We start from the raw sequence: 25189 nt of genomic DNA, 5'->3' as shown, positions 1-25189 counted from the left end.
CCCTCCTATGATCGGCCGATGCCTCGAGCCCTTCCACGTCTGTGTAGCTGGCTGGTCGCCGCCTGGCTGACCGGCGGCATGCATGCCACGACAGCGGCCGCCCCCCCGGCCGCGCCCGCTGCGTCCGGCGCCTTGTCAGGCGCCACCGACACGCTGCCGCTGCCGGTGCTTGCCGCGCTGCACGACGCTCGCCTGCCGCCCGGCGCGCTGGCCGTCGAAGTGCTGGAGGTCGGCGTCGCGAAGCCGCGACTGGCCTGGCGCGAGCGCGAGCCGGTCAACCCGGCGTCGCTGATGAAGCTCTACACGACCGGCGTCGCGCTCGAGCGGCTCGGCCCGGCCTGGACCTGGCAGACGCCGGTCTACGTCTCGGGGCCGGTCGAGCGCGGCGTGCTCCACGGCGATCTGGTGATCGTCGGGCGCGGCGACCCGAGCCTGACAATCGAGCGCGTGTGGCTGCTGTTGCGCCAGGTGCGTGCGCGCGGCGTGCGCGAGGTGCGCGGCGACATCGTGCTCGACAGCAGCGCGTTCGCGGTGCCCGGCGGCGACGCCGGCGATTTCGACGGCGAGCGCCTGCGCCCCTACAACGTGCTGCCCGACGCGCTGCTGCTGAACCAGAAGTCGCTGATGCTGAGCTTCGTGCCCGACGCGGCGCGCGGCGTCGCGTCGGTCTCGGTGGAGCCGCCGCTGGCCGGCGTCGAGGTCGACGCCAGCGTGCCGCTCGGGCGTCCGGGCCGCGCCTGCGGCGACTGGCGCGACGCCCTGAAGATCGACGTCAGCAACCCGCAGCGGGTGCGCTTCGGCGGCAGCTTCCCGAGCGCCTGCGGCGACAAGAGCTGGCCGATCGCGTTTGCCGACGCGCGCAGCTACAACGCGCGGCTGATCGAGTCGCTGTGGCGCGAACTCGGCGGCGGCCTCGACGGCCGCGTGCGCGAGGGCAAGCTCGACGACACCGCCGCCCAGCTGCTGACCGAGTTCGCATCGGTGCCGCTGGCGCAGGTGGTGCGCGACATCAACAAGTTCAGCAACAACGTGATGGCGCAGCAGCTGTTCTACACGCTGCCGCTGGCGACCGCCGAGGCCGCGAACGGCGGCGCGACATCCGATCTCGACGCGGCGCGCGCGCTGGTGGCGGGCACGGTGAGCCAGCGCATCGGCTGCGGCGCCGCGGAACTGGTGATCGACAACGGCTCGGGCCTGTCGCGCCTGTCGCGCTCGAGCGCGCACTGCCTCGCGGCGTGGCTTCAGGCGCAATGGGTTTCGCCGGCCATGCCCGAGCTGCTGGCCTCGCTGCCGGTGCCCGGCCACGACGGCACGACGCGCCGGCCGGGCCGCGACTGGGGCCCGGCCTTGGGGCGTGCGCACCTGAAGACCGGCTCGCTGCGCGACGTGGTCGCGATCGCCGGCGAGGTGCTGGGCGCGTCGGGGCGGCGCTATCTCATTGCCGCCGTGATCCAGCACGACAACGCCCAGGCGGGGCGGCCGGTGCTCGACGCGCTGGTGCAGTGGACGGCCGCGGACGAAGCGGCCGCGGGCTGCTGCGGCGCGATGGCGACGACGCGCCCTTGATGGGGCGCGCCTCGCGTCAAGTCCCGCTGGCGGGCAGCACAGCGCAGAAGCCGCAAGCGCGGAGGCTCAGAAGCTGTAGCCGATGCACAGCGTGTAGACCACCGGGCGGAAGTCGATGGTCGTGCGGCGCACGACCTGGCCGGTGCCGGTGGTCGTGGTCGCCGTCACGTCGCTCTCGACGTCGGCATAGGCGATCGTGCCCAGGATCGACCAGTTCTGGTCCAGCTTGTAGGCCAGGCCGGCGTGCGCGGCCAGGCCCCACGAGCTGGAGAGCTTGATCTTGGTCGGGCCGCCGCTGGCCGCGTTGCCCGACGGCGTGCTACGGCCGTCGATGAATTTGGTGTAGTTGAGCCCCAGGCCCACGAAGGGCTCGACGCCCGAGTTGCCGATCGGCTCGAAGTGCCAGTTCACGAACACCGTCGGGGCCACCTGCTTCATCGACGAAACCTGGCCGAACGGCTCGATGAAGTCGGTGCCGTAGGTCTTGTGCTCGGGCGGGATGCCCAACGCCGCTTCGAGACTCCAGCGCTCGTTGACGCGGTAGATGTAGCCGAAGATGACCGTCGAGGCGTCGTCGACCTTGACGCCCGCCTCGAAGCCGGTGGGCAGCGTCGGCGGGTTGCTGGACAAGGGCGGCGCCTTCGAGTGAAGGTCGATGTAGGCGCCGCCGAGGCTGAAGGTGTGGGTCTGGGCCGCTGCCGGCGCAACGGCACCGGCGGCGATCAGGGCGAGGGCGGCTGCGCCGCGAGCGAGAAGGTGCTTCATGTCGAGGATGAATCCGGGATCGGCGGCCGACTCGCGCCGGCCGCGCTCGAAGGACAGGCTTGGCTCAGGCGTCGATGCCTCAGCCGCCGGCCGCCAGAACTTGCTGGAAGAAGCCGCGCACGAGCGCCGAGCAGAACGGCGGCACCAGCGTGCCGTGGTACTGAGCCTGGGCGTTGGTGCCGGCGGCCGCTTTGGACTGCTGGAAGCCACCGTAGATCGCGTCGCCGACGGCGCCGGCCGGCAGGCTGGCGCGCGTTTCGAGGTCGAAGGCCGGCACTGCAACGCCCTGTGCAGCGAACACGCCTTGCGCGACCGGGGCGTTGATCGACCAGTAGACCGTCGGATCCTGCGCGCCGCCGCACAGCGCCACCGGGTGCGCCGGCTTCCAGCCGATCGCGCTGCCGCCGGGGCCGTCGGTGCCGGCGAGCGTGTTGGTCTTCAGGGCCGCGCGGAAGTTGCTGGTCGCGTAGCCGGCGCGGAAGCTGTCCTTGAGCAGGCCGCCGGTGCCGAACAGCAGCGTGAAGGTCGGATCCTGCGGCAGCTTGTTCTCGGCCAGCAGTTGCGACACTGGCGTGTCGGTCGGGAACAGGGTCGGGGCGGTCGTGTCGTAGGGCGACTGGTAGACGTCGGAGGGCGCCGCGTAGATGTTGCCGTAGGCGCGCTGGTACGAGGTCAGCAGCAGCGGCGCGAAGATCGTCGCGCCGCCGTTGATCGGCCCCGGGCCGGTGACGATGTCGTTGAAGCTCACCAGGTTGTAGGGGCCGGACATCGGACCCGATGCGCTGACGGTGAACTCGCTCGCGTGGTCGCGCTCGATCACCTTGTGCGTGGCCATCGCGACGTGGCCGCCTTGCGAATAGCCGGTGATCAGCAGCTTGGCCGAAGGCTTGACCGTGCTCGCGGCGGCGAGGTGCGCCTTGGCCGCGCGCAGGCCGTCGATCATGTCTCCGGCCTGGGTCTCGGCGTCGAGATAGGGGTGGTAGTTGAGGCTGGACTGGTCGTAACCGAGGTAGTTCGGCGCCACCACGATGAAGCCTTGCGCGGCGTACATCGCCATGACCAGCTTGGCTTCGTTGTCGTTGACCACGTCGGCCATGTTCTTGGACTTCGTGGTGGTGGTGCCGTGCGCGTAGAGCACCACCGGTCGATCGCCGGTGCAGGCGGCATCGGTGCCCGAGGGCACCAGCACGCCGGCCGACGCGGTCTGCGGCTGGCCTTGCGCGTCGCGGGTGACGTAGAGCACGTAGCGCACGTCGACATCGCACGCCGCCAAGCCGGACAGCGGCTGCAGGCCGCTGGTCGCGGTGCCGGCGTCGATCTGCGCGCGCGTGGCGTGGCCGGCGAGCTGGCCGGTGACGACCGTGCCGCGTGCCGGCGGCGCGTCGTCGTCGCTGCCGCCGCACGCGGCCAGGGCAAGCGCCGTCAGCGCGGCCGCGAGGCCGCGAGAACCTTGGAATTTCATCGGTGGGGACCCTTCAGCAGTGGCGCCGCGCCGCCGCGCATCGAAGGCGCGACTTTTTAGCACGGTCGTTCTATTTTCCAGCCGCAGACTGTAGAGGCGCGTTCGCGCCGCTCCGCAGCGGGGAAACCCGCGATGACAGCGCGGCGACATGCGCCGCGTGACAAGCCGGGCCGCGCAGGCCCGTCGCGGTCAGAAGGGGTTGTTCGTCGCGCGCTGGATCGCCAGCGTGCCCACCTGGCCGTGGAAGTTGGGACCGAAGCGCAGATCGTCGGCCCAGAAGTAGCGCGCACCGTCTTCCTCGGCGCCCGAAACCAGCGTGCGCGTCGTGCAGTTGGGCAGCGTGACGTCGCACGCGGCCTCGGTGACGTTGGTGTAGCCGTAGCTGCCGGCGAACTTGATCACGCGCGAGGCCAGCTCGTCGAGCTGAACGAGGCCGATCTTGGTGCCGTCGTTGAGCATGGTCGAGCGCAACTTGGCGTTGAAGCGCTCGGTCAGCGTCGCGAGCGCGTCGGCGCGGTCGAAGTCGTCATGCGCGGCCTTCTCGGCGACGCCGAACGGCGTGAGGCCCTGGTTCGGCACGGTCGCGATCAGCACGCGCGCGCCGGTGTCGGCGAAAGCGTTGACCTGCAGGCCCAGCCGCGTGCCGGCCGCCTCGACCGCATCGATCGCGGTCTGCATGTCGTCGACGGTGGTGATGTTGTTGTACGCCGCGATGATGTCGTTCTGCCCGGTCAGCAAGGTGACGAGGTCGGTGTCGACGAAGCCGCTGGTCGTCTCGTGGCGCGCGATCTGCGCGGCGATGCCGTCGACGCCGCTGCCGGCCGTCGCGTAGTTGCGCGCGCGCGGCGTGGCCTCGACCTCTGACGAGATCGGGCACTGCGGAAAGCCCATGCGGTAGTGGGACGCAAGCGCCTGCACCCAGATCGCGTTGGACAGGCAGTCCATCGAGGCGGTCGAGGTGTCTGCCGTCAGCGCATTGACCGAGTACTTCGCGCCGGTGCTGGTGATCACGCTGGCTTCGTCGCCGAAAACGAGGATGCGCGAGGGCTGGAACGATTCGACCAGGTCGCCGCCACCGCAGCCGTTGAGCGCCGCCAGCGTCAGGCCGGCCGTCAACGCCGCGCCGAGGCGGCGCATCCACACAGTTGAAAGTCGCTTGTTGGTCATCTTCAGGTCGGTCATTCGACAGCAGCGGATTCAGCGTCCGGCCGCGGCGGCGCGCCGCAGCCGATCGCGCACGCCGGCCCAGGCCGGCTCGTCGGGAGGGTCTTCGACCCAGATCAGCGTCACGCCCTCGGCATCGAGATCGCGCAGCGTGGCGAACAGTTCCTGCGCGGCGGCCTGTGCATCGGCGGGCATGCGTGCCAGGCGCAATCCGCGCGGCACGCTCGCGAGGCTGCGGGAATATACCGCCAGCTTGTTGCTGCCCTTCGAAGCGCGCAGCGCGTCGGCCGGCAGCACGTCGAGCGCGGTGCGCAACTGCGCCAGCGGCATCAGCCGCACCGTCGCATGCGGCGCGTAGTGCTGCTCCAGCGTGCCGGAGGCGCGCGGCGCGCTGCCGTCAGGCGCGTGCAAGGGCTCGCCCGCGGCGGCCTCGATCTGCGCGCTGGTCAGCACGCCGGGGCGCAGCAGCACCGGGCGACCGCGCGAGCAGTCGACGATGGCCGACTCGATGCCGACGTCGCAGTCGCCGCCGTCGAGCACCAGCAGCTGCGCGCCGAATTCGTCGGCCACATGGCTCGCGCGCGTCGGGCTCACGCGCCCGAAGCGGTTCGCGCTCGGCGCCGCGACGCCGGCAACGCCCAGCGCCTGCGCGCGGGCCAGCAGCGCGCGCGCGACCGGATGCGAAGGGCAGCGCAGGCCGATCGTGTCCTGGCCGCCGGCCGCAGCGGTGCCGATGCCTTCGCGCCGCGGCACGATGACGGTGAGCGGTCCGGGCCAGAAGGCCTCCATCAGCCGCCGCGCGACCGGCGGCAGCCCGGCGGCGAAGCGCTCGGCCTGCGCCGCGTCGCTCACGTGGACGATCAGCGGGTGATCGCTCGGCCGACCCTTGGCCGCGAAGATCGCCGCGACCGCCGCGTCGTCGTCGGCGCGCGCGCCGAGGCCGTAGACGGTTTCGGTCGGCAGCGCGACCAGCTCGCCGCGCGCGAGCGCCTCGGCGGCCGCGTCGAGCGCGGCGGGATCGGATCCGGCGAGGATGGGCATGAAGGCCGCGTCAATAGGCGGGCAGGCCGAGCACCGCGCAGGCGGCCAGCGCCGTCTCGCGCGCGGCCTGCGGCGTCGCCGCGGTGATTGTCAGGTGGCCCATCTTGCGCCCGCGCCGCGCGCTGGTCTTGCCGTAAAGGTGCAGGTGCGCGCCGGGCAGCGCCAGCACGCGGTCCCAGGCCGGCGTGCGCTCGCAGCCCCGCTCGTCGAACCACAGGTCGCCGAGGATGTTGAGCATCACCGCGCTCGAATGCAGGCGCGGCGCGACCAGCGGCAAGCCCGCCATGCAACGCACCTGCAGCTCGAACTGCGAGACGTCGCAGGCGTCGATGCTGTAGTGGCCGGAGTTGTGCGGGCGCGGCGCCATCTCGTTGGCGACCAGGCTGCAGTCTTGCAGCACAAAGAACTCGACGCACAGCACGCCGACGTAGCCCAGGCCCTCGGCGATGCGTTGCGCGTTGGCGAGCGCCTGCGCGGCCAGGGCGTCGGTCACGCCGGGCGCCGGCGCCTCGGTCACGGCCAGGATGCCGTCGCGGTGCAGGTTGCGCTGCACCGGCAGCGCAACCACGGCGCCGTCGCGACCGCGCGCGACGATGACGCTGACCTCGAAGGCGAGCGGCAGCATCTTCTCGAGCACGCAGGGCACGCGCTGGAGCTCGTCCCAGGCACGCGCCAGCTCGGCACGCGTGGCCACGCGCACCTGGCCCTTGCCGTCGTAGCCCAGGCGCGCGGTCTTCAGGATGCCGGGCAGCAAAGCGTCGGCCACCGCGGCGAGCTGCTCGGGCGTCTCGATCACCGCATGCGGAGCGCACGGCACGCCACAGGCGACGAAGTGCGCCTTCTCGGCCGCGCGGTCCTGGCACACCGCGACGCTTGCGCCTTCGGGCGCGCACGGCAGCTTCTCGCCGAGCGCGGTCAGCGCCTGTGCCGGCACGTTCTCGAATTCGGTCGTGATCGCCGCGCAGGCGCCCATCTGCGCCAGGCCGTCGGCATCGAGATAGCCGCAACGCACGTGCAGGTGCGAGACCAGGCCGGCCGGACTGTCGGCATCGGGGTCGAGCACCGCGGTGCGATAGCCCAGCGACTGCGCGGCATGCACGAACATGCGGCCGAGCTGGCCGCCACCCAACACGCCCAGCGTCGCGCCAGGCAGCACGGTCGGATTCGTCATCGCTTCAGCTCGGCGCTCATCGCGCGTGCGGCCTCGGTCTGTCGCGCGCGAAACGCCTCGAGGCGTTCGCGCAGCGCCGCATCGCCGGCGGCCAGCATCGCCACCGCGAACAGCGCGGCATTGGCGGCGCCGGCGGTGCCGATCGCGAAGGTGGCGACCGGCACGCCCTTGGGCATCTGCACGATCGAATGCAGCGAGTCGACGCCCTGCAGATGCTTGCTCGGCACCGGCACACCCAGCACCGGCACCATGGTCTTGGCGGCCAGCATGCCGGGCAGGTGTGCGGCGCCGCCGGCGCCCGCGATGATCGCGCGCAGCCCGCGGCCCTGGGCCGCCTCGGCGTAGCGGAACATCTCGTCGGGCATGCGATGTGCCGAGACGACCTGCGCCTCATGCGGCACGCCGAACTCGGCGAGAATCTCCGCGGCGTGGCGCATGACCTCCCAGTCGCTGCTGGAACCCATCACCACGCCGATCAGGGGGGTCTGCGCTGTGGCCACAGCACGCTCCTCGTCGCAAAACCTTGGATTGTAGGTGGGGGCTGGCATCCGGCCGCATCGCCTCCATCTGGAACCCCATGATCGACATCACCCTACAGAACTTCGAAACCGAGCTGATCCAGGCCTCGGTCGAGCAGCCCGTACTGCTCGACATCTGGGCGCCGTGGTGCGGCCCCTGCCGCACGCTGGGCCCGATGCTGGAAAAGCTCGAGACCGAGTACGCCGGGCGCTTCACGCTGGCCAAGCTCAACAGCGACGACCAGCCCGAGATCGCCGGCCAGCTGAGCCAGGCCTTCGGCGTGCGCTCGATTCCGTTTTGCGTGATGTTCGTCGGCGGTCAGCCGGTCGATGGTTTCGTCGGCGCACTGCCCGAGCCGCAGATCCGCGCCTTCCTCGACAAGCACGTGCCCAGCGCCGACGCGCTGGCGGCCGAAGAGGAAGCCGACGTGGCCGACCTGCTGGCGGCCGACGGCGACACCGATGCGGCGCTGGCCAAGCTCGGCGAGGCGCTGGCGATCGATCCGGCCAACGACGCGCTGCGCGCCGATTACGTCAAGCGGCTGCTTGAGGGCGGGCGCACCGCCGACGCGCGCCGCGCCTATGAGCCGCTGGCCGCCAAGGCCATGCTCGACGCGCGCGCGGCCGCGCTGGGCCTGTACCTCGCGGCCTGCGAGGCCGCGGCGCAGGCCCGCGCACCCGACGCGCTGCACGCGGTCATCGCTGCCAACAAGCGCGACTTCGAGGCGCGCTACGAACTGGCGCAGATCCATTTCGCGGGCGGCCACTTCACCGAGGCGATGGACGAGCTGCTCGAGATCCTGATGCGCGACAAGGCCTGGAACGGCGAACTCGCGCGCAAGACCTATGTCGCGCTCCTCGAGCTGATGACGCGCCCGGCGCCCAAGGCCGGCACGCCGGAAGCAGCCAAGGGAGCGCTCGAGGTGACCGGCCGCTCGCAGGTTGCGCCGAGCGATCCGGTGGTCGACCAGTACCGCCGCAAGCTCAGCATGGCGCTGTTCTGAGCTGAGCCGCACGCCGGCCGGCCGCTCAGGCCGGCTGCAGCGGCGCGAGCGCGTCGTCGAGCGCGCGCAGCAGCTGCGCCTGCGCGTTGCGGTGAGTCCGCCAATCGGCCGCGGCGCGGCTGCGTGCACGCTCGGCATCGGGCGCCAGGCCCAGCGCTTCGAACACGCGCGCCACGCGCTGCAGCGCGACGGCGCGGTCGTCGATGTCGCAATGCGCCTCGACGGCCGCCAGCGCCGCCCGCGCCGATGCCAGCGCATCGTCGGAGCGGCCCAGCTGCCATTGGCACCACGCCATGTCGGCCAGGAAGCACGGCTCCATGCGCGTGAGGCCGTCTCGGCGCGCCTCGTCGAGGTGGGCTTCGTAGAGCGCCAGCGCGCTGGCGTGCTCGCCGCGCAGCACCATCAACAGCGCGCGCAGCATCGGCACCAGGGACGCGAGCGAGGCGGTGCCGATGCCGGCGTCGAAGTGGCCGGTGGAGTCGGCGCCCATCGCGGCGAGCCGCAGGCGCAGCTCGTCGCCGTTGCCGAACAGCTGCGCCTCGCGGGCCTGCGTGCCGTGCAGCCAGGCCATGTTGTGCATCAGCGCCGAGAGCGTGGTTTCGTCGCCGTCGGCGTTGGCGTGGTGGCGCGCACGCTGGTACCAGGGCTGGGCGCGCTCGTACTGGCCGGTGAAGTGGTAGGCCTGCGCGGCCACTAGGTTGGCGCGGGCGCGCGCGCCGTGATGGTCAGGCTCGGCCAACGTGAGGGCGCGCCGCAGGTGGACCAGCATCGAGCCCATGTCGTTGCGCACGTAGTCCATGTGCGCCAGCCACGCCGCGGTGAGCGATTGCAGGCGCGCGATCTGCGCCAGCGTGGCGATCTCGTGGGCGCGCGCGAGCTTGTCGCGCGCGGCCGGCAGCAAGGCGCTGTAGTGCTCGATCAGGCCCTCGGCCACCAGCAGCCAGGCCGACAAGGCCGGCGCCGGATTGCGCCGCCGCGCGCCGGTGACGGCCGGCTGGAGCGAGCGCACGATCTCGCGCGCTTCGTCGAGGTGGCCCTGGCGAGCGCGCAGCGCGGCGCGCTCGGCCTGCAGGCAGGCCTGCTCGAAGGGACTCACGGACTGCGCGATCGACGCGTCCAGGCGCGCCAGCAAACGCGACGGCGTGGGCGTCGGCATGCGGAACCCTCCTCGGGGAGCGCCGCTCAGCCGGTCAGACGTTGCAGCGCTTCGCGGTACTTGGCCGCGGTTTTCTCGATCACGTCCGCCGGCAAGGCAGGGGCCGGCGCCTTCTTGGCCCAGGGCCGGCCGTCCACCGTGGCCTGCTCGAGCCAGTCGCGTACGAACTGCTTGTCGTAGCTGGGCGGATTCTCGCCACGCTCGAAAGCGGCCTGGTAGCTCTCAACCGGCCAGTAACGTGACGAGTCCGGCGTCAGCACCTCGTCCATCAGCGTCAGCGTGCCGTTCGCGTCGAGGCCGAACTCGAACTTGGTGTCGGCGATGATGATGCCGCGCTCGAGCGCGAACGCGGCCGCACGGCGGTAGAGCTCGATCGACACGCTGCGCACCCGTTCGGCCAGCTCGGCGCCGACGATCTCGCTCATGCGTGCGAACGAGATGTTCTCGTCGTGGTCGCCCATCTCGGCCTTGGTGGCCGGCGTGAAGATCGGCTCGGGCAGCTGCTGCGCGTTGCGCAGGCCGGCCGGCAGCGCGACGCCGCACACGGTGCCCGACTCCTGGTACTCCTTCCAGCCCGAACCGGCCAGGTAGCCGCGCACGACCGCCTCCACCGGCAGCGGCTTGAGCCGCTTGACGAGCATCGAGCGGCCGCGCACCTGCTCGACCTCGTCGGGCGCGACGACGCCCGCCGGATCGGCGCCGGTCAGGTGGTTGGGCACCACGTCCTTCAGGCGCTCGAACCAGAACAGTGCCATCGTCGTCAGCAGCTCGCCCTTGCCGGGAATGGGCTCGCCCATCACGACGTCGAAAGCGCTCAGGCGGTCGCTCGCGACCATCAGGATGCGGTCGTCGCCGACGGCGTAGTTGTCGCGCACCTTGCCGCGCGCGAGCAGCGGCAGGGAACGGAGATTCGATGTCAGCAGGGGCTTGGACATGGCGGCGCGCTCGGTCGGGACGGGAAAACAGGGATTCTAGGAAACGCTTGCATCGCCTCGCGGGCATGAAAAAAGCCGGCGACGAAGGCCGGCTTTCGACGACGCAGCCGCCGCTTCAGTTCACGACCTGCGCCAGCTCGCCGCGCGCGTAGCGCTGAGCCACGTCAGCCAGGCCCAGCGGCTTGATCTTGCTCGCCTGGCCCTCGCAGCCGAACTCGAGGTAGCGCTGCTTGCAGATCGCCTTGGCCGCCTCGCGCGCGGGCTTGAGGTATTCGCGCGGGTCGAACTTGCTCGGGTTCTCGAACATGAACTTGCGGATCGCCGCCGTCATCGCCAGGCGGATGTCGGTGTCGATGTTGATCTTGCGCACGCCGTACTTGATGGCTTCCTGGATCTCTGAGACCGGCACGCCGTAGGTCTCCTTCATGTCGCCGCCGTACTTGCGGATCTCGGCGAGCAGGTCCTGCGGCACGCTCGACGAGCCGTGCATCACCAGGTGGGTGTTGGGGATGCGGCGATGGATCTCCTTGATGCGGTCGATCGCCAGGATGTCGCCGGTGGGCTTGCGGGTGAACTTGTAGGCGCCGTGGCTGGTGCCGATGGCAATCGCCAGCGCGTCGAGCTGGGTCTTCTTGACGAAATCGGCAGCCTGCTCGGGGTCGGTGAGCAGCTGCTCGCGCGTCATCGTGGCCTCGGTGCCGTGGCCGTCTTCCTTGTCGCCCTTCATGGTCTCGAGCGAGCCCAGGCAGCCCAGCTCGCCTTCGACCGTGACGCCCAGGCGGTGCGCCATGTCGACGACCTTGCGGGTCACGTCGACGTTGTAGTCGTAGCTGGCGATGGTCTTGCCGTCGGCCTCGAGCGAGCCGTCCATCATCACCGACGAGAAGCCGAGGTCGATCGCGCCCTTGCAGACGTCGGGGCTCTGGCCGTGGTCCTGGTGCATGACCAGCGGCACCTGCGGCCAGGACTCGAGGGACGCCTCGATCAGGTGCTTGATGAAGGGCTCGCCGGCGTACTTGCGGGCGCCCGCGCTGGCCTGCAGGATGACCGGCGCGCCGACCTCGGCGGCGGCCGACATCACGGCCTGCACCTGCTCGAGGTTGTTGACGTTGAACGCCGGGATGCCATAGCCCTGCTCGGCGGCGTGATCGAGCAGCTGGCGCATCGAAACGAGTGGCATGTTGCCCCCTGAAATGGAAGAGTCGAGGAAACCGTGGGGCGGCGTCAGGGCCGCCGATGCCTTGATTTTAGGCAGCGCCGGCGCTCATGCCGACCACGCAAACGAGGTTGCGCTGCCGCAGGGCAAACCTCGGGCCCGTCAGGCCACCCGGCAGACCTTCAGCATGTTGGTGCCGCCGGGGTGCCCCATCGGCTCGCCGCAGGTGATGGCGTAGGTGTCGCCCGACCTCAGCACGCCTTGCGACACCAGCAGGCCCTCGGCCTCGCGCAGCGCCTCGTCGCGGTCGGTGTAGCTGGGCATCAGCAGCGGGCGCACATTGCGGTACAGCGCCATCTTGCGCTGGCTGATGAGCTGCGAAGTCAGGCCGTGGATCGGCACGTGGATCTTGTAGCGGCTCATCCACAGCGCGGTCGAGCCGGATTCCGTCAACGCGATGATCGTCTTGCAGCCGAGGTGGTGGGCGGTGAACAGCGCGCCCATCGCGATGGTCTGGTCGATGCGAGCGAAGTTCTTGTTGGTGAAGTCGGCGTCGAGCGCGACTTCCTCGGCGCGCTCGGCTTCGAGCGCGATCGCGGCCATCTGCTCGATGGTCTCGACAGGGTACTTGCCGGCCGCCGTCTCGGCGCTGAGCATGACCGCGTCGGTGCCGTCGAGCACGGCGTTGGCGACGTCGCTGACCTCGGCGCGCGTGGGCACCGGGTTGACGATCATCGACTCCATCATCTGCGTCGCGGTGATGACGACCTTGTCCATCTCCCGCGCGCGCCGGATCATGCGCTTTTGCAGCGCCGGCACCGCGGCGTTGCCGACCTCGACCGCCAGGTCGCCGCGCGCGACCATGATGCCGTCGCTGGCGGCCAGGATCGCGTCGAGCTGCGGGATCGCCTCGCTGCGCTCGATCTTGGCGATCAGCGCCGGCTTGTGGCCGAAGGGCTCGCCGGCCACGTTGGCGAGCTGGCGCGCCATCTCCATGTCGGTCGCGTTCTTCGGGAAGCTCACCGCCAGGTAGTCGCACTGGAAGCTCATCGCGGTCTTGATGTCTTCCATGTCCTTGGCGGTCAGCGCCGGCGCCGACAGGCCACCGCCTTGCTTGTTGATGCCCTTGTTGTTGCCGAGTTCACCGCCGATGCGCACCACGGTGTGGATCTGGTCGCCACGCACCGACTCGACGGTCAGCACGATCAGGCCGTCGTTGAGCAGCAGCGTGTCGCCGGCGCGCACGTCGCGCGGCAGTGCCTTGTAGTCGAGGCCCACGCCGCCCTCGTCGCCGAGCTCGCTGCGCGCGGCGTCGAGCACGAAGGGCTTACCGGCCTCGAGCTGGACCTTGCCCTGCGCGAACTTGCCGACGCGGATCTTCGGCCCCTGAAGGTCGGCCATGATCGCGACCTCGCGGCCGGCCGCATGGGCCACCTCGCGCACCAGCGCGGCGCGGTCGACGTGGTCCTTGGCGCTGCCGTGCGAGAAGTTGAGCCGCACGACGTCGACGCCGGCGCGAATCATGCGACCGAGCACGTCGGGCGACGAGGACGCGGGGCCGAGGGTGGCAACGATCTTGGTGGCGCGATGCATGGCGTGAGCGGGTTGAAATGAAAGAGGGGCGCACCTAGCGCCCCGCGGTGTCGAGCGGCTCAGGCGGCCGCGCGCTTCTCGAGGATCTCGAAGGCCGGCAGGGTCTTGCCCTCCAACACCTCGAGGAAGGCGCCGCCGCCGGTCGAGATGTAGCCGACGTCCTTCTCGATGCCGTACTTGGCGATCGCGGCCAGCGTGTCGCCGCCGCCGGCGATCGAGAACGCGTCGGACTGGGCGACCGCACGCGCCACCACCTCGGTGCCATGGCTGAATGCGTCGAACTCGAACACGCCGACCGGGCCGTTCCAGACGATGGTGCCGGCCGAGCGCAGCTTGTCGGCGAGGATCGCCGCGGTCTTGGGCCCGATGTCGAGGATCAGGTCGTCGGCCGCGACGTCGGCCGCGGCCTTCACGGTGGCCGGCGCGTCGGGCTTGAAGTCCTTGGCGACGACCACGTCGACCGGAATCGGCACCTCGGCGCCGCGCGCGGCCATCGCGGCGATCACCGCCTTGGCGTCGCTCACGAGATCCGGCTCGGCCAGCGAGCGGCCGATCGGCAAGCCGGCGGCCAGCATGAAGGTGTTGGCAATGCCGCCGCCGACGATCAGGCCGTCGACCTTGCTCGCCAGCGCCTGCAGGATCGTCAGCTTGGTCGAGACCTTGGAGCCCGCGACGATGGCCACCAGCGGGCGCTTCGGGTTGGCCAGCGCCTTGGAGATCGCGTCGATCTCGGCAGCGAGCAGCGGGCCGGCGCATGCGACGGGCGCGAACTGCGCAATGCCGTAGGTGCTGGCCTCGGCGCGATGCGCGGTGCCGAAGGCGTCGTGCACGAAGATGTCGCACAGCGCCGCGAGCTTCTTCGCCAGCGCCGGGTCGTTCTTCTTCTCGCCCTTGTTGAGGCGGCAGTTCTCGAGCAGCACCACCTCGCCGGGCCGCACCTCGACGCCATCCACCCAGTCGGCCTTCAGCGCCACCGGGCGGCCCAGCAGCTCCGCCAGGCGCTCGGCCACCGGCGCCAGCGAGTCCTCCGGCCGGAACTCGCCTTCGGTCGGGCGGCCGAGGTGCGAGGTCACCATCACCGCGGCGCCGGCCTTGAGCGCCATCTCGATGCACGGCACCGAGGCGCGAATGCGCGTGTCCTCTGTGATGCGCCCGGCCTCGTCCTGAGGCACGTTGAGGTCGGCGCGGATGAAGACGCGCTTGCCTTGCGCGCGCCCTTGTTGCACCAGATCCGAAAAGCGAAGCACGTTCACGACCAGGTCTCCTCGTTTCGTTGAAGCAAATCGTTGCCCCGCGGCGCAGACCAGCGCTACCAGCCCAGCCCGATGCGCAGCGGCAGCAGCACGGCCATGCCGGTCACGATGGTGCCCAGGATGTCGCGCCGCCAGAAGAAGAAGTACAGCGTCGCCGCTGCGGCGGCGTACAGGCGCGCATCGAGCCACGGCGTCGCGGACACGCGGCCTTGGACCAGCAGCACCTCGGGAACGACCACCGCGGCGAGCGCGGCCAGCGGCGCGTAGCGCAGGCCGCGCTTGAGCCAGTCGGGCATCGCCAATTCGCGCTCGGGGATGAAGAAGAAGGCGCGCGTGACGACCGTGATCACCGTCAGGCCGAAGATCACCAGCAGCACTTCGCCGAGCGACATCGATTCGAGGCTCATGCGGCGCGCTCCATCGGCTTGCCGGCCGACTTACCTTCGCGCGACGCGGCGAGCAGGTTGCGCACGCGACGGCCGGCATCGCCGCCGCCGTCGATCATCAGCCCGATCACGACCGCCGCGGCGATCGCCACGACGATGTGCAGCTTGAACGGCAGCGCGAACGCCGCCACCGCGGCCGCACCGGCCACCACGGCCGACAGCAGCGTCGCACGGTCGGAGATCAGCGAATACAGCAGGCCCAGCAGCGCCAGCGTGCCGGCAAAGCCCAGGCCCCATTGCGTGGGGATCGCGTCGGCCAGCACGATGCCGATGACCGACGAGGCCTGCCAGGCGACGTAATTGGTGCCCGAGGTGCCCCAGAAGTAGGCCCACTGCGCGTCGCCATTGCCGTCCCGCGCAGTGTCGTCTGCACCGCCCGGCCCGAAGCGCTTCATGAACAGCACGTAGTTGATGTCGCCTGCGAAATAGCCCAGCGCGAGCCGCGTCGGGAGGCGGTAGCGCATGAAGTACGGTCGCCACTGCGCGCTGAAGATGACGAAACGCAGGTTGACGCAGAACGCCGTCGCCCAGATCACCCACACCGGCGCTCCGGAGGCGATCAGCGGCACGGTGGCGAGCTGGGCACTGCCGGCGAAGACCGTGAAGGTCATCAGCAGCGCGAGCGGCACACCGAGTCCCCCTTTGACCATCGCGACGCCGGTCACCAGTCCCCAGGCGGCGATGCCGAGCGAGGGGCCGGCCATCTCGCGTGCACCGGCGCGGAAAGCGGGATGTCGGGTGGTGGCGCGCCAGTCGGGCGCGGGGGAAGACTGCATGGCGGCATTCTCCCATCCTCGCCCGGCACACCCGTGCGCCGGCGGGGGGATCAGCGGCGGGTCACGCGCCCCGATCCGGCCACCGACGAGCGCAGCTGCGCATCGCCGCGGTAGCTGACGTCGCCGCTGCCGGCGATCGAGACGTCGAGTCGCTTCTTCGCGTGCACCTGGGCGTCGCCGCTGCCGGCCACCCGCACGCCGACCTCGTCGGCCTCCAAGGCGTCGGCCTTGACGTCGCCGCTGCCGGCGATGGTGATCGCGAGCTTGGCGGTCTTGCCGGCCGCGCGGACATCGCCGCTGCCGGCCACCGACAGCGTCAGCGAGTCGAGCTGCAAGCCGTCAAGCACGAGGTCGCCGGAACCGGACACGCTGCCGGACAGCGCCGGGGACTGCAGAGACTCGACCACCAGATCACCGTCGCCGGCGATCGCCACGGCGCGCAGGCTGGCGACCTCGACGGTGATGATCGGCTCGACCTTGGCGCGGGGCTCGCTGCCGCGCTTCCAGCCGATCTCGAGCGCGCGGTCGTCGCGCACCACGGTCTCGAGCAGCGGCAGCAGGTTGTCGTCGGCCTGCACCGTGACCGCTTCGCGGCCGGTCTGGCGCACGCGCACCTTGAACGGCGCGCGCAGCTTGATGGCATCGAAGCCGGTGACATGGCGCGACTCGCTGGCGCGCTGGCCCGAGCCGGCGGGACCGCCGTCGAGCCACCCGGCATGGGCCGAGCCGGCCACGGTGAAGGCGAATCCGGCCAGCAGCAAGCTGCGCCGGCGAGGAGAAGAAGCGGTATTCATGGCGGTCTGGCTCATCGGCAAGGCTGCGATGACCGCAGCATGCGCCGATGCGCGCACCCGTTCACGCGCCGGGCGACCGTTTGCGCCGGCACCGGCACGGACCGCAGGCGCCGCCGACGAAATGCAGACCGGCTCAAGACGCGCGCGACTTGCGCTGCGCCTCGCCGTCGCCGCGTGCCGTCTCGGCGCCGCGCTCGCCCGGCCGCGGCACGACCGGCGCCACCGCGTCGATCTTGTTCTCGCGCATGTACTCGTCCATCTCGCGCCAGCCGGCGAACACCGCCGCGCGCTGCGCCTTGGGATTGAGGACGTAGCAGTCCTCGATCGCCCGGCCGGCGTGGCGGCACGCGCTGCCGATGGCCTTGCCGTCGGCTTCCTTGAGGGCGGCGACCTTCTCCGGCGAATCGATGCCCAGCAGCTCGCAGCCCGCGAGCGCGGCGGCGAGGGGCAGGACGGCGAAGAGGGTCAGGACACGCATGGGCGTCTTATCGGACGCCCGCGCGCGGACTTGAGGCCGATCAGCGGCCGGCGGCCATCGCCAACAGCCGCTCGACGCGCTCCTCGGTCGACGGGTGGGTGCTGAACAGCCCGCGCAGACCGCCGCCGGACAGCGGGTTCATGATCATCATCTGCGCCGTCTCGGGGTGGCGTTCGGCCGCTTCCATCGGCACCTGGCCGTGGGCGTAGCGGTGGATCTTCTGCAGCGCACCGGCCAGTGCCTGCGGATCGCCGGAGATCTCGGCGCCGCCGCGGTCGGCCTCGAACTCGCGCGCGCGGCTGATCGCCATCTGGATCAGGCTGGCGGCCAGCGGCGCCAGCAGCATCACCAGCAGGCCCACGACCGGGTTGGCCGGGCGGCCCTCTTGATCGCGGCCGCCGAACAGCATTGCGAAATTCGCCAGCATCGAGATCGCGCCGGCCATCGTCGCGCTGATGGTCGAGATCAGGATGTCGCGGTGCTTCACGTGCGCCAGTTCGTGCGCCATCACGCCGCGCAGCTCGCGCTCGCTGAGCACGCGCAGGATGCCGGTGGTCGCAGCCACCGCGGCATTTTGCGGATTGCGGCCGGTCGCGAACGCGTTGGGCGCGGCTTCGTCGATCAGGTAGACGCGCGGCATCGGCAGGCCGGCGCGCTGCGCAAGCTCGCGGACCATGCCGTAGAACTGCGGCGCGGAGGCCTCGTCGACCTCCTGCGCGTTGTACATGCGCAGGACCAGCTTGTCGCTGAACCAGTAGCTGAAGAAGTTCATCCCCAGTGCCACGATCAGCGCGAGCATCATGCCCTGCCGTCCGCCGAGCAGCGATCCGATGGCCATGAACAGGGCGGTGATCGCGGCCATCAGGATGGCCGTCTTCATCAGGTTGAACATCGTGTGTCCTTGTTGCGTGCAATGCCGACCCAGCGTAGATGCGGGCCGTCGCCGCGAGTTCAATCGCCGAGGCGAACGCCGGGCGCGATCGGACGCGCGTGCAGGAACTCGCGCGCGCTGATGCGGCGCCCGCCGGGCCGCTGGAGTTCCAGCAAGGCGAGTGCCCGATCGCCGCATGCCACGGTCAGCGGCTCGCTGCGCAGCACCGTGCCGGGCGCGCCGGTGCCGTCGACGGCTTGCGCGCGCCAGAGCTTGACGACTTCGCCGGCGTGGCGGAAGTTCGCGCCGGGAAACGGATCGAAGGCGCGCACGCGGCGCTCGATCGCGTCGGCCGGCGCGGACCAGTCGATCGCCGCTTCCGCCTTCTCGATCTTGTGCGCATAGGTCACGCCTCCGGCCGGCTGCGGCGTGCGCGACAGTCCGCCGCAGGCGGCGAGCTCGAGCGCCTCGACGACCAGCCGCCCGCCGAGCACCGCCAGACGATCGTGCAGCGTTGCCGTCGTGTCCGTCGCACGGATGGCCTCGCGCTCGACCAACAGCATGTCGCCGGTGTCCAGCCCCTCGTCCATCTGCATGATGGTGATGCCAGTCTCGGCGTCGCCGGCCTCGATCGCGCGATGGATCGGCGCGGCGCCGCGCCAGCGCGGCAGCAGCGAGGCGTGGATGTTCAGGCAGCCCAGGCGAGGCAGTTCGAGCACCCAGCGTGGCAGGATCAGGCCGTAGGCGGCCACCACGATGGCGTCGATGCGCGCGTCTTGCAGCGCCTGCTTCGCGGCCGAGGCGTCGTCGGGAAACTTGCCGTCCAGACGCAGGCTGCGCGGTTGCGCCAGTGGCAAGGCGTTCGCCAGCGCGAACTGCTTGACCGCCGAGGGCTGCAACTGCATGCCCCGGCCGGCGGGACGGTCCGGCTGCGTGAGCACCAGGGCGATCTCGAAACCCGCCGCGTGCAATCGCTCGAGGGCGGTGCGCGCAAACTCCGGCGTGCCGGCGAAGGCGATCCTCATCGCTCCGCCTCGCTCAGGCGGCTTTCGCCTGCTGTTCCTCGCGCGTCTTCTTGAGCATCTTGCTCTTGATGCGGTTGCGCTTGAGCGGCGAGAGGTATTCGACGAAGACCTTGCCCATCAGGTGGTCCATCTCGTGCTGCACGCACACGGCCAGCAGCCCTTCGGCGTCGAACTGCTGCTGCCGACCTTCGCGGTCCAGCGCGCGCACCGTCACCTTGGCGTGGCGCGGCACCTTGTCGTAGACCTGCGGCACAGAGAGGCAACCCTCGTCGCCGAGCATCATTTCCTCGCTGGCCCAGACGATCTCGGGATTGATCAGCACGCGCGGTTCGTTGCGCTCGTCGGAGACGTCGATGACGATGACGCGCTCGTGCACGTCGACCTGCGTCGCGGCCAGCCCGACGCCCTGCGATTCGTACATGGTCTCGAACATGTCGTCGACCAGTTGGCGAATGCGCTCGTCGACCTCCGTCACCGGCTTCGCAACAAGGTGCAACCGGGGGTCGGGGTAGCGCAGGATCGGAAGCAGGGCCATCGCAAAGGGCGCCGTACAAGGCCGGCATCAAGTGTGGATCGTACGCAACGACGGGTCGTGAACGGTGCCCGATCCGGGTGACGTCACGGCGCCGGTTTCATTGCGGCATCAATGCTTTGTGGGCAGAATCTTCGAAACGAGGTGAGGATTTTCGCCGATCTGCGCAGGCCATGTGCCACGCAGGGAAGGCCGGCCCGCCACGATCAACAGGTCGCCGGGGAGGACACCACCGGCGCCGCCGGAGAGACTGTCCATGAAGCGACCCACCGCCGCCTTGCGCCGGATGTCCTGGCACCGCGCCCTCGCGCTGCCGCTTGCTCTGGCCGCTATCGGAAGCACGGCGATGGCCGCAGAGCCCAACTTCCCGATCACGCAGCAGCAGCGTGCTACTGCCCAGCAAGTCGCGCAGGCCGGCGTGCCGCTGTCGGAGCTCGCGCCCAACGCGCCGGACAGCTACACCGTCAAGCGCGGCGACACGCTGTGGGACATCTCCAAGCTGTTCCTGCGCAGCCCGTGGCGCTGGCCCGAGCTGTGGGGCATGAACCTCGAGCAGATCCGCAACCCGCACCTGATCTTCCCCGGCCAGGTGCTGGTGCTCGAGCGCACCGGCGACCGCGCGCGCCTGCGCGTGGCCGGCGCGCCCAGCGGGACCGACAAGCTCTCGCCGCGCGTGCGCGACGCCGGCCCCGGCATGGGCGCGATCGCTTCGGTGCCGCTGAAGTTCATCGAGGGTTTTCTCAATGACGCGGTGATCTACGAGGACGACAGCCTCGAGCGCGCGCCGCGCATCGTCGCCACGCCTGAAGGCCGCGTGCTGCTGGGTCGCGGAGACACCGCCTACGTGCGCGGGGAGCTGGGCGGCGTGCGCGAATGGCGGGTGTTCCGCCAGCCCAAGGCGCTGGTCGATCCCGAGACCAACAAGGTCATGGGCTACGAGGCTCGCTACGTCGGTGCCGCGCAGTTCGTACGCGAGGGCTCGACCAACGACAAGGGCGAGATCGTGCCGGCCACCTTCACGATCACGGCAGCCAAGGAAGAGGCGAACATGTTCGATCGCCTCGCCCCGGCACCGACGCCCGAGTACCCGCAGTACGTGCCGCGCGCCCCTGAGAAGCCCATCAGCGGGCGCATCGTGTCGATCTACGGCGACGCGCTGACCGCCGGGCAGAACCAGATCGTCGCGCTCAACCGCGGCTCTCAGGACGGCCTCGAGCGCGGCCACGTGCTTGCCCTGTGGCACGCCGGCGAGCTGGCGCGCGACACGACCTACGGCGCGCCGCAGCAGATTCGCCTGCCCGACGAGCGCCACGGCTTGCTGTTCGTGTTCCGCACGTTCCAGCACATGTCGTACGCGCTGATCCTGAACGTGCAAAAGCCGGTCAGCCCCGGCGACCGTTTCAGCGAACCCTGAGCCGGCGGGCCGGCGCCCGATGATCGACCGCGACGAGCTGGGCGCTTGGCTGCGCCTGCTGTTGACCCCTGAGCTCGGCCCGGGGGCGCAGCGTCAGCTGCTCGCGAGCTTTGGCGGCCCGCAAGCCGTCTTCGACGCACCCAGCAGCGCCTGGGCACAGGCGCTGGGCCCGGCGGCCGCCAAGCGCCTATCGGAACCGCCCGAAGGCCTCTCGGCCCTGGCCGACGCCACATGGCAATGGTTGCAGGCGCCATCCGAAGCCGCCCGCACGATCATCACGCTGGGCGATCCCCTCTACCCCGCCTCGCTGCTGCAGACCGCCGATCCGCCGCTGCTGCTGCATGCGCTGGGCCGAACCGAGCTCCTGAGCGCGGCATCGATCGGCGTCGTCGGAAGCCGCAATCCGACGCCGCAAGGCGCCGAGAACGCGCGCGCGTTCTCGCAGGCGCTCAGCCGCGCCGGACTGACCGTCGTCTCCGGCATGGCGCTGGGCATCGACGGCGCGGCTCACGCAGGCGCGCTCGACGGCCCCGGCTCGACGGTCGCGGTGCTGGGCACCGGCATCGACCGGGTCTATCCGAAGCGTCACCTCGAACTGGCGCACCGCATTGCGCGCGAGGGCCTGCTGATCAGTGAGTGCCCGCTTGGTGCGCCGCCCCTGGCGCATCACTTTCCGCAGCGCAATCGGCTGATCGCCGGCCTCAGCCTGGGCACGCTGGTCGTCGAGGCCGCCCTCCAGTCGGGCTCGCTGATCACCGCGCGGCTGGCGAGCGAAATGGGGCGCGAGGTGTTCGCCATTCCCGGTTCGATCCACAGCCCGCAGTCGCGCGGCTGCCATGCACTGATCCGCCAGGGGGCGAAGCTGGTCGAAAGCGCTGCCGACGTGCTCGAGGAACTGCATCTGCCGCGACCGGCCGCGCCAGATCCCGAGCCGCCGCCCGCCTCAGAAGATCCGCTGCTCGCGGCGCTCGGCTTCGACGCCGTCACGCTCGACGAGCTGTCGACACGCACGGGCATCGCCCCGCAGGAGCTGAGCGCCCGACTGCTGGAATTCGAGCTCGCCGGGGACGTCGCGCGCCTGCCCGGCCAGCGCATCCAGCGCGTCTCGCGTGCCTGAGGAATCCGCGAAAAGCTCACCGCCGGCCGCTTGTCCTTGTCAGGGGTCCGGACGGTGTGCTGTGGTATCGTGAATCCATGTTCGATGTGCTGGTCTACCTGTACGAAAACTACTGGCGCCCGGACGCCTGCCCCGACCCGCGCCAGCTCTCCCGCAAGCTCTCCGCGGTGGGGTTCGAGAACGACGAAATCCAAGACGCCTTGACCTGGCTCGAGGGCTTGGCCGAAGCGGCCGAATCCGGCGTGCAGTCGCAGACCGACACCGGCGTGCGCATCTACACCGCCAGCGAACGCGAGCGCCTCGGCGACGCCTCGGTCGGCTTCATCAGCTTCCTCGAATCGGCCGGCGTGCTCGCGCCGGCCATGCGCGAGATGGTGGTCGACCGCGCGATGGCCATCCCCGGCAGCCCCTTGCCCCTCGAAGACCTCAAGGTCATCGTGCTGATGGTGTTCTGGAGCCTGGGCGAAGAGCCCGATGCGCTGATCCTCGACGAGCTCTTCGTCGACGCCGACGAGCGGCTGATCCACTGAGCCTCGGCGCCCCTGACCACGGCCACCTTCGGGTGGCCGTTTCGTTTGCACGCCGCGGCGAGCCGACGGCGGCTCAGCTGAACAGCCGGCCCGGATCGACGTCGAGCTTGGCCAGCGCGCTGCGCGTGGCCTTGACCGTCAGCGACTCGTCCTGCGCCGGTACGAGCAGGCCGGCCTGGAGGAAGGCCGCCAGGCGGTTCTGCTGGAACAACGTGCCACGGCCATCCTGCGAGACGAACAGGCTCAGCTGCTTGCGCAAGCCCTGCCAGGCCAGCTGCACCGGCTCGATGCGGCCACGGTGCTCAAGCATGTACCAACCGCCGACCTGAAGCTCGCGCGCCCAGGCCAGCATCGCCGGCGTGGGCATCGAGCCGCCTTCGGTGACGACCTGCAAGTCGGTGCTCTCGTGGCCCGACAGGTCCATGACGATCGATTCATCGATCTGCACGTCATCGGCGTCGGGCAGCAGCTCTTCGAGCGTTTCGAGGCGGCCCATCAGCTCGTCCAGCCGCTCGGCGGGGATGGCCGCGGCGCGCGCGGTAAAGGCCGCCGCAAGCGAGTCATTGAGGGCCTGGACGTGCTCGTCCTGCTTCTCGGGCGGCAGACCCGCCTCGGCCATGCCTTCGCGCAGCGTCTTGAGGAGTCCGGGCAAGCGGCTGATCACCTCGGCGCGCTCCTCGCGCGAGACCTTGGCGCTGGCCGACCAGATCAGGTCGGCCGCGGCGCGCTTCATCGCCTTGATGCGGTCGCTCTGGGCATCGGACTTCAGCGCAGTCATCGCCAGCACATCGGCCCAGACGTGGAACAGGAAGGCGCGCACGCCCTCTTGCACAGGCACCTCGTTGAGCATCTTGCGCAGCTCGATCGTGTACTGGATCGCCAGCGTCTCGCGCTGCTCGACCTGCTGCGCCAGCGACACGCCCTTGCGTGTGAGCTCGTTCTCGTTCTTGAAGTAGTGCTCGAGGAAGCGCTCGAACTCGGTCAGCACGGTCTGGAACACGCGCCGGCCGGTGTCGGGGTAGGCCTCGACGACCTGAACGACGCGCTTGATCTCCTTGTCGAGCGCGTCGCCGACCTCGCGCGAGGTGGCGTCGAAGCCCATCACGCACGCGCCCATGCGGTCGATCAGCTTGCGCGCCGGGTGATCGGTGGTGGCGAAGAAGTCCGGCTCGCTGACCGCGACGCGCAGCACCGGCATCTGCAGGCGCGCGAACCACACGCGCACGGCGGCAGGGATGCGCTCCTCGGTCAGGATGCTCTGGAACAGCAGCGCAACGATCTCGATCGTCGCGCGCTCGACCGGCGTGGCCGCCGCCTGCTTGAGCGCTTCCTTGCGCTGCTGCAGGTCCTGGAGCATGGCGGGGGCCGACATCAGCGCGCGCTCGCGCGCCGTGGTGGCCATCTGCCGCTGGATCATGCTCTGGTGGTCCGCGATCGCCGCGGCCAGCCCCGGAGACGCCATCTCGACCGCGGTGGCCGCGAACTCCGGCACATAGCGGCCGACCAGCTTGTTGAGGCGCCCGAGCACGGCCGCGGCATGGCTCGAGCCGCCGCCGGCGGCGAGGGCGCTCATGCGCGTCATCAGGCGCGTCTCTTCGTGGACGCCGCCGGTCGGCGCCCCGACGCCAACCGTCGCCGAGCCGCGCCGCACGACCGAAGCCGAGCCGCCGGGCTGCAGGTCACCGAAGCCCGAGGTGATGGGAATCGGCGCGACGCCCGATCCGTGCGAGACCTTGATGAACGGCCTCAGGTCGATCTCGGGGCGCACGCCCTCGCCGAGCAGCCAGCGGTTGGTCTCGTGGTAGGCCTCTTCGCTGAGCTCGGCGAAATGCCGATGGATCACTTCCTGGAAGATGCGCCAGTGCTCGAGCGTCAAAGCCGCCTCGCGCCAGCTTTCGAGCACCATGCGCGCCAGCACGTGCGGACGCAGGATGTCGTCGGAGGGCAGGTCCTCGTTGTGCTCGAGGCTGCTCATGCGCGCGCGCAGGTCGGTGAACTCCCACGAGGCCTGGTCGGTGATCGCCAGCGCCAGCCGGGAGCCGAGGATCTCGATCTCGATGGTTTCGTCGTCGACCAGTTCCAGGGCCGGCAACGGCGCGCCGGCAGGCAGTTGCTGCGACAGCGTGCCGGTGCGCGTGCGCCAGGCCAGCGACTGCGGCCCGGCGTTGAGCAGGTCGACGAGCACGTGCTGGAAGCGCGGCAGCGGCGCCTGAAGGTCCAGCAGCGCGTGCTGGCGCTTGTGCGCGATCTCGGGTGCAGCCTTCTCTTCGGTCAACCGGTGGACGCCCTCGTGCAGGCGCTGGACCGCCGACGGAATGCCCCAAACCAGCGACTCCACGAAGACCCGTCGGGCCTGCGCGGCAAGGGCCGACGGCTGGGAAGCGGTCGCCATGGGGCTAGGCGGCGGTCCTATGCTGATAAG

General features: G+C 70.5%; 24 protein-coding genes. 5 read left to right on the top strand and 19 right to left on the bottom strand.

Annotated features, from left to right (window positions below):
• Positions 1 to 18 precede the first annotated feature (18 nt).
• Positions 19 to 1566 (top strand): D-alanyl-D-alanine carboxypeptidase/D-alanyl-D-alanine endopeptidase, encoded by a 1548-nt coding sequence (dacB, locus tag ACO2TI_RS18645; protein WP_423286678.1) that lies wholly within the window; start codon positions 19 to 21, stop codon positions 1564 to 1566.
• 66 nt (positions 1567 to 1632) lie between these two features.
• On the opposite strand, the gene ACO2TI_RS18640 is transcribed toward dacB, so the two are convergent.
• From ACO2TI_RS18640 to purE, 6 genes are all read right to left on the bottom strand, one after another.
• On the bottom strand, positions 1633 to 2331 hold the full coding sequence (locus tag ACO2TI_RS18640) for an OmpW/AlkL family protein (protein ID WP_423286677.1): 699 nt from the start codon (positions 2329 to 2331) through the stop codon (positions 1633 to 1635).
• A gap of 79 nt (positions 2332 to 2410) precedes the next feature.
• On the bottom strand, positions 2411 to 3793 hold the full coding sequence (locus ACO2TI_RS18635; RefSeq protein ID WP_423286676.1) for an alpha/beta hydrolase family protein: 1383 nt from the start codon (positions 3791 to 3793) through the stop codon (positions 2411 to 2413).
• A gap of 189 nt (positions 3794 to 3982) precedes the next feature.
• Positions 3983 to 4975, bottom strand: coding sequence for an SGNH/GDSL hydrolase family protein (locus ACO2TI_RS18630; protein WP_423286675.1), 993 nt, complete (start codon positions 4973 to 4975; stop codon positions 3983 to 3985).
• 15 nt (positions 4976 to 4990) lie between these two features.
• Positions 4991 to 5998 carry an L-threonylcarbamoyladenylate synthase gene (locus ACO2TI_RS18625; protein WP_423286674.1) on the bottom strand — a complete coding sequence of 336 codons (1008 nt, stop codon included), beginning with the start codon at positions 5996 to 5998 and terminating at the stop codon, positions 4991 to 4993.
• 10 nt (positions 5999 to 6008) lie between these two features.
• A complete protein-coding gene (locus ACO2TI_RS18620; RefSeq protein ID WP_423286673.1) occupies positions 6009 to 7169 on the bottom strand; it encodes a 5-(carboxyamino)imidazole ribonucleotide synthase in 1161 nt (386 codons plus the stop codon).
• A complete protein-coding gene (gene purE / locus ACO2TI_RS18615) occupies positions 7166 to 7633 on the bottom strand; it encodes a 5-(carboxyamino)imidazole ribonucleotide mutase (protein WP_423286740.1) in 468 nt (155 codons plus the stop codon). Before purE ends, ACO2TI_RS18620 begins: the two co-directional genes overlap by 4 nt.
• Positions 7634 to 7746: 113 nt before the next feature.
• On the opposite strand from purE, the gene ACO2TI_RS18610 reads away from it, so the two are divergent.
• Positions 7747 to 8691: a tetratricopeptide repeat protein gene (locus tag ACO2TI_RS18610; protein ID WP_423286672.1), complete on the top strand. Its 945-nt coding sequence runs from the start codon at positions 7747 to 7749 to the stop codon at positions 8689 to 8691.
• A 25-nt stretch (positions 8692 to 8716) separates the two neighbouring features.
• On the opposite strand, the gene ACO2TI_RS18605 is transcribed toward ACO2TI_RS18610, so the two are convergent.
• The 12 genes from ACO2TI_RS18605 to def form a co-directional block, all read right to left on the bottom strand.
• Complete coding sequence (locus tag ACO2TI_RS18605) at positions 8717 to 9847, bottom strand: hypothetical protein (RefSeq protein WP_423286671.1); 1131 nt, start codon at positions 9845 to 9847, stop codon at positions 8717 to 8719.
• A 26-nt stretch (positions 9848 to 9873) separates the two neighbouring features.
• Entirely contained in the window at positions 9874 to 10782 is a 909-nt protein-coding gene (locus ACO2TI_RS18600) for a phosphoribosylaminoimidazolesuccinocarboxamide synthase (RefSeq protein ID WP_423286670.1), read from the bottom strand.
• A 115-nt stretch (positions 10783 to 10897) separates the two neighbouring features.
• Positions 10898 to 11962 (bottom strand): class II fructose-bisphosphate aldolase, encoded by a 1065-nt coding sequence (gene fba / locus ACO2TI_RS18595; protein ID WP_423286669.1) that lies wholly within the window; start codon positions 11960 to 11962, stop codon positions 10898 to 10900.
• A 138-nt stretch (positions 11963 to 12100) separates the two neighbouring features.
• Positions 12101 to 13531: a pyruvate kinase gene (gene pyk / locus ACO2TI_RS18590; protein ID WP_423286668.1), complete on the bottom strand. Its 1431-nt coding sequence runs from the start codon at positions 13529 to 13531 to the stop codon at positions 12101 to 12103.
• 59 nt (positions 13532 to 13590) lie between these two features.
• Entirely contained in the window at positions 13591 to 14784 is a 1194-nt protein-coding gene (locus ACO2TI_RS18585; protein ID WP_423286667.1) for a phosphoglycerate kinase, read from the bottom strand.
• A gap of 56 nt (positions 14785 to 14840) precedes the next feature.
• On the bottom strand, positions 14841 to 15191 hold the full coding sequence (locus tag ACO2TI_RS18580; RefSeq protein ID WP_423286666.1) for an AzlD domain-containing protein: 351 nt from the start codon (positions 15189 to 15191) through the stop codon (positions 14841 to 14843).
• A complete protein-coding gene (locus ACO2TI_RS18575) occupies positions 15188 to 16006 on the bottom strand; it encodes an AzlC family ABC transporter permease (RefSeq protein ID WP_423286665.1) in 819 nt (272 codons plus the stop codon). Before ACO2TI_RS18575 ends, ACO2TI_RS18580 begins: the two co-directional genes overlap by 4 nt.
• Before the next feature lie 50 nt (positions 16007 to 16056).
• Positions 16057 to 16800, bottom strand: coding sequence for a head GIN domain-containing protein (locus tag ACO2TI_RS18570; protein WP_423286664.1), 744 nt, complete (start codon positions 16798 to 16800; stop codon positions 16057 to 16059).
• Positions 16801 to 16933: 133 nt separating this feature from the next.
• Positions 16934 to 17278, bottom strand: coding sequence for a hypothetical protein (locus ACO2TI_RS18565; protein WP_423286663.1), 345 nt, complete (start codon positions 17276 to 17278; stop codon positions 16934 to 16936).
• 40 nt (positions 17279 to 17318) lie between these two features.
• Positions 17319 to 18170, bottom strand: coding sequence for a zinc metalloprotease HtpX (gene htpX / locus ACO2TI_RS18560; RefSeq protein WP_423286662.1), 852 nt, complete (start codon positions 18168 to 18170; stop codon positions 17319 to 17321).
• Between the two features lie 59 nt (positions 18171 to 18229).
• Positions 18230 to 19174 (bottom strand): methionyl-tRNA formyltransferase, encoded by a 945-nt coding sequence (gene fmt, locus ACO2TI_RS18555; RefSeq protein ID WP_423286661.1) that lies wholly within the window; start codon positions 19172 to 19174, stop codon positions 18230 to 18232.
• Between the two features lie 13 nt (positions 19175 to 19187).
• Positions 19188 to 19709 (bottom strand): peptide deformylase, encoded by a 522-nt coding sequence (gene def, locus ACO2TI_RS18550; protein WP_423286660.1) that lies wholly within the window; start codon positions 19707 to 19709, stop codon positions 19188 to 19190.
• A 253-nt stretch (positions 19710 to 19962) separates the two neighbouring features.
• Here def and ACO2TI_RS18545 point away from each other — a divergent pair, with 253 nt between their 5' ends.
• The 3 genes from ACO2TI_RS18545 (at position 19963) to ACO2TI_RS18535 (ending at position 22767) form a co-directional block, all read left to right on the top strand.
• Positions 19963 to 21120, top strand: a complete 1158-nt coding sequence (locus ACO2TI_RS18545; protein ID WP_423286659.1) for a LysM peptidoglycan-binding domain-containing protein — start codon at positions 19963 to 19965, stop codon at positions 21118 to 21120.
• Positions 21121 to 21142: 22 nt separating this feature from the next.
• On the top strand, positions 21143 to 22237 hold the full coding sequence (gene dprA / locus ACO2TI_RS18540; RefSeq protein ID WP_423286739.1) for a DNA-processing protein DprA: 1095 nt from the start codon (positions 21143 to 21145) through the stop codon (positions 22235 to 22237).
• Between the two features lie 77 nt (positions 22238 to 22314).
• Positions 22315 to 22767, top strand: a complete 453-nt coding sequence (locus ACO2TI_RS18535) for a DUF494 family protein (RefSeq protein ID WP_423286658.1) — start codon at positions 22315 to 22317, stop codon at positions 22765 to 22767.
• 73 nt (positions 22768 to 22840) lie between these two features.
• On the opposite strand, the gene ACO2TI_RS18530 is transcribed toward ACO2TI_RS18535, so the two are convergent.
• The gene (locus tag ACO2TI_RS18530) at positions 22841 to 25159 is read right to left on the bottom strand and encodes a DUF1631 family protein (protein WP_423286657.1); all 2319 of its coding nucleotides are present in this window, start codon (positions 25157 to 25159) and stop codon (positions 22841 to 22843) included.
• Between the last annotated feature and the right edge of the window lie 30 nt (positions 25160 to 25189).

The organism is Caldimonas sp. KR1-144 (assembly GCF_049446155.1).
GTDB lineage: Bacteria > Pseudomonadota > Gammaproteobacteria > Burkholderiales > Burkholderiaceae_C > Rivibacter.
Note: the sequence above shows the minus strand (reverse complement) of the source record. Positions and strands in the feature narration are given on the sequence as shown.

Excerpts from the sequence above, each read along its gene's own strand:
- dacB (WP_423286678.1), top strand. The coding sequence starts at position 19 with ATGCCTCGAGCCCTTCCACGTCTGTGTAGCTGGCTGGTCGCCGCCTGG.
- ACO2TI_RS18640 (WP_423286677.1), bottom strand. The coding sequence starts at position 2,331 with ATGAAGCACCTTCTCGCTCGCGGCGCAGCCGCCCTCGCCCTGATCGCC.
- ACO2TI_RS18635 (WP_423286676.1), bottom strand. The coding sequence starts at position 3,793 with ATGAAATTCCAAGGTTCTCGCGGCCTCGCGGCCGCGCTGACGGCGCTT.
- ACO2TI_RS18630 (WP_423286675.1), bottom strand. The coding sequence starts at position 4,975 with ATGACCGACCTGAAGATGACCAACAAGCGACTTTCAACTGTGTGGATG.
- ACO2TI_RS18625 (WP_423286674.1), bottom strand. The coding sequence starts at position 5,998 with ATGCCCATCCTCGCCGGATCCGATCCCGCCGCGCTCGACGCGGCCGCC.
- ACO2TI_RS18620 (WP_423286673.1), bottom strand. The coding sequence starts at position 7,169 with ATGACGAATCCGACCGTGCTGCCTGGCGCGACGCTGGGCGTGTTGGGT.
- purE (WP_423286740.1), bottom strand. The coding sequence starts at position 7,633 with ATGGGTTCCAGCAGCGACTGGGAGGTCATGCGCCACGCCGCGGAGATT.
- ACO2TI_RS18610 (WP_423286672.1), top strand. The coding sequence starts at position 7,747 with ATGATCGACATCACCCTACAGAACTTCGAAACCGAGCTGATCCAGGCC.
- ACO2TI_RS18605 (WP_423286671.1), bottom strand. The coding sequence starts at position 9,847 with ATGCCGACGCCCACGCCGTCGCGTTTGCTGGCGCGCCTGGACGCGTCG.
- ACO2TI_RS18600 (WP_423286670.1), bottom strand. The coding sequence starts at position 10,782 with ATGTCCAAGCCCCTGCTGACATCGAATCTCCGTTCCCTGCCGCTGCTC.
- fba (WP_423286669.1), bottom strand. The coding sequence starts at position 11,962 with ATGCCACTCGTTTCGATGCGCCAGCTGCTCGATCACGCCGCCGAGCAG.
- pyk (WP_423286668.1), bottom strand. The coding sequence starts at position 13,531 with ATGCATCGCGCCACCAAGATCGTTGCCACCCTCGGCCCCGCGTCCTCG.
- ACO2TI_RS18580 (WP_423286666.1), bottom strand. The coding sequence starts at position 15,191 with ATGAGCCTCGAATCGATGTCGCTCGGCGAAGTGCTGCTGGTGATCTTC.
- ACO2TI_RS18575 (WP_423286665.1), bottom strand. The coding sequence starts at position 16,006 with ATGCAGTCTTCCCCCGCGCCCGACTGGCGCGCCACCACCCGACATCCC.
- ACO2TI_RS18570 (WP_423286664.1), bottom strand. The coding sequence starts at position 16,800 with ATGAATACCGCTTCTTCTCCTCGCCGGCGCAGCTTGCTGCTGGCCGGA.
- ACO2TI_RS18565 (WP_423286663.1), bottom strand. The coding sequence starts at position 17,278 with ATGCGTGTCCTGACCCTCTTCGCCGTCCTGCCCCTCGCCGCCGCGCTC.
- htpX (WP_423286662.1), bottom strand. The coding sequence starts at position 18,170 with ATGTTCAACCTGATGAAGACGGCCATCCTGATGGCCGCGATCACCGCC.
- fmt (WP_423286661.1), bottom strand. The coding sequence starts at position 19,174 with ATGAGGATCGCCTTCGCCGGCACGCCGGAGTTTGCGCGCACCGCCCTC.
- def (WP_423286660.1), bottom strand. The coding sequence starts at position 19,709 with ATGGCCCTGCTTCCGATCCTGCGCTACCCCGACCCCCGGTTGCACCTT.
- ACO2TI_RS18545 (WP_423286659.1), top strand. The coding sequence starts at position 19,963 with ATGAAGCGACCCACCGCCGCCTTGCGCCGGATGTCCTGGCACCGCGCC.
- ACO2TI_RS18535 (WP_423286658.1), top strand. The coding sequence starts at position 22,315 with ATGTTCGATGTGCTGGTCTACCTGTACGAAAACTACTGGCGCCCGGAC.
- ACO2TI_RS18530 (WP_423286657.1), bottom strand. The coding sequence starts at position 25,159 with ATGGCGACCGCTTCCCAGCCGTCGGCCCTTGCCGCGCAGGCCCGACGG.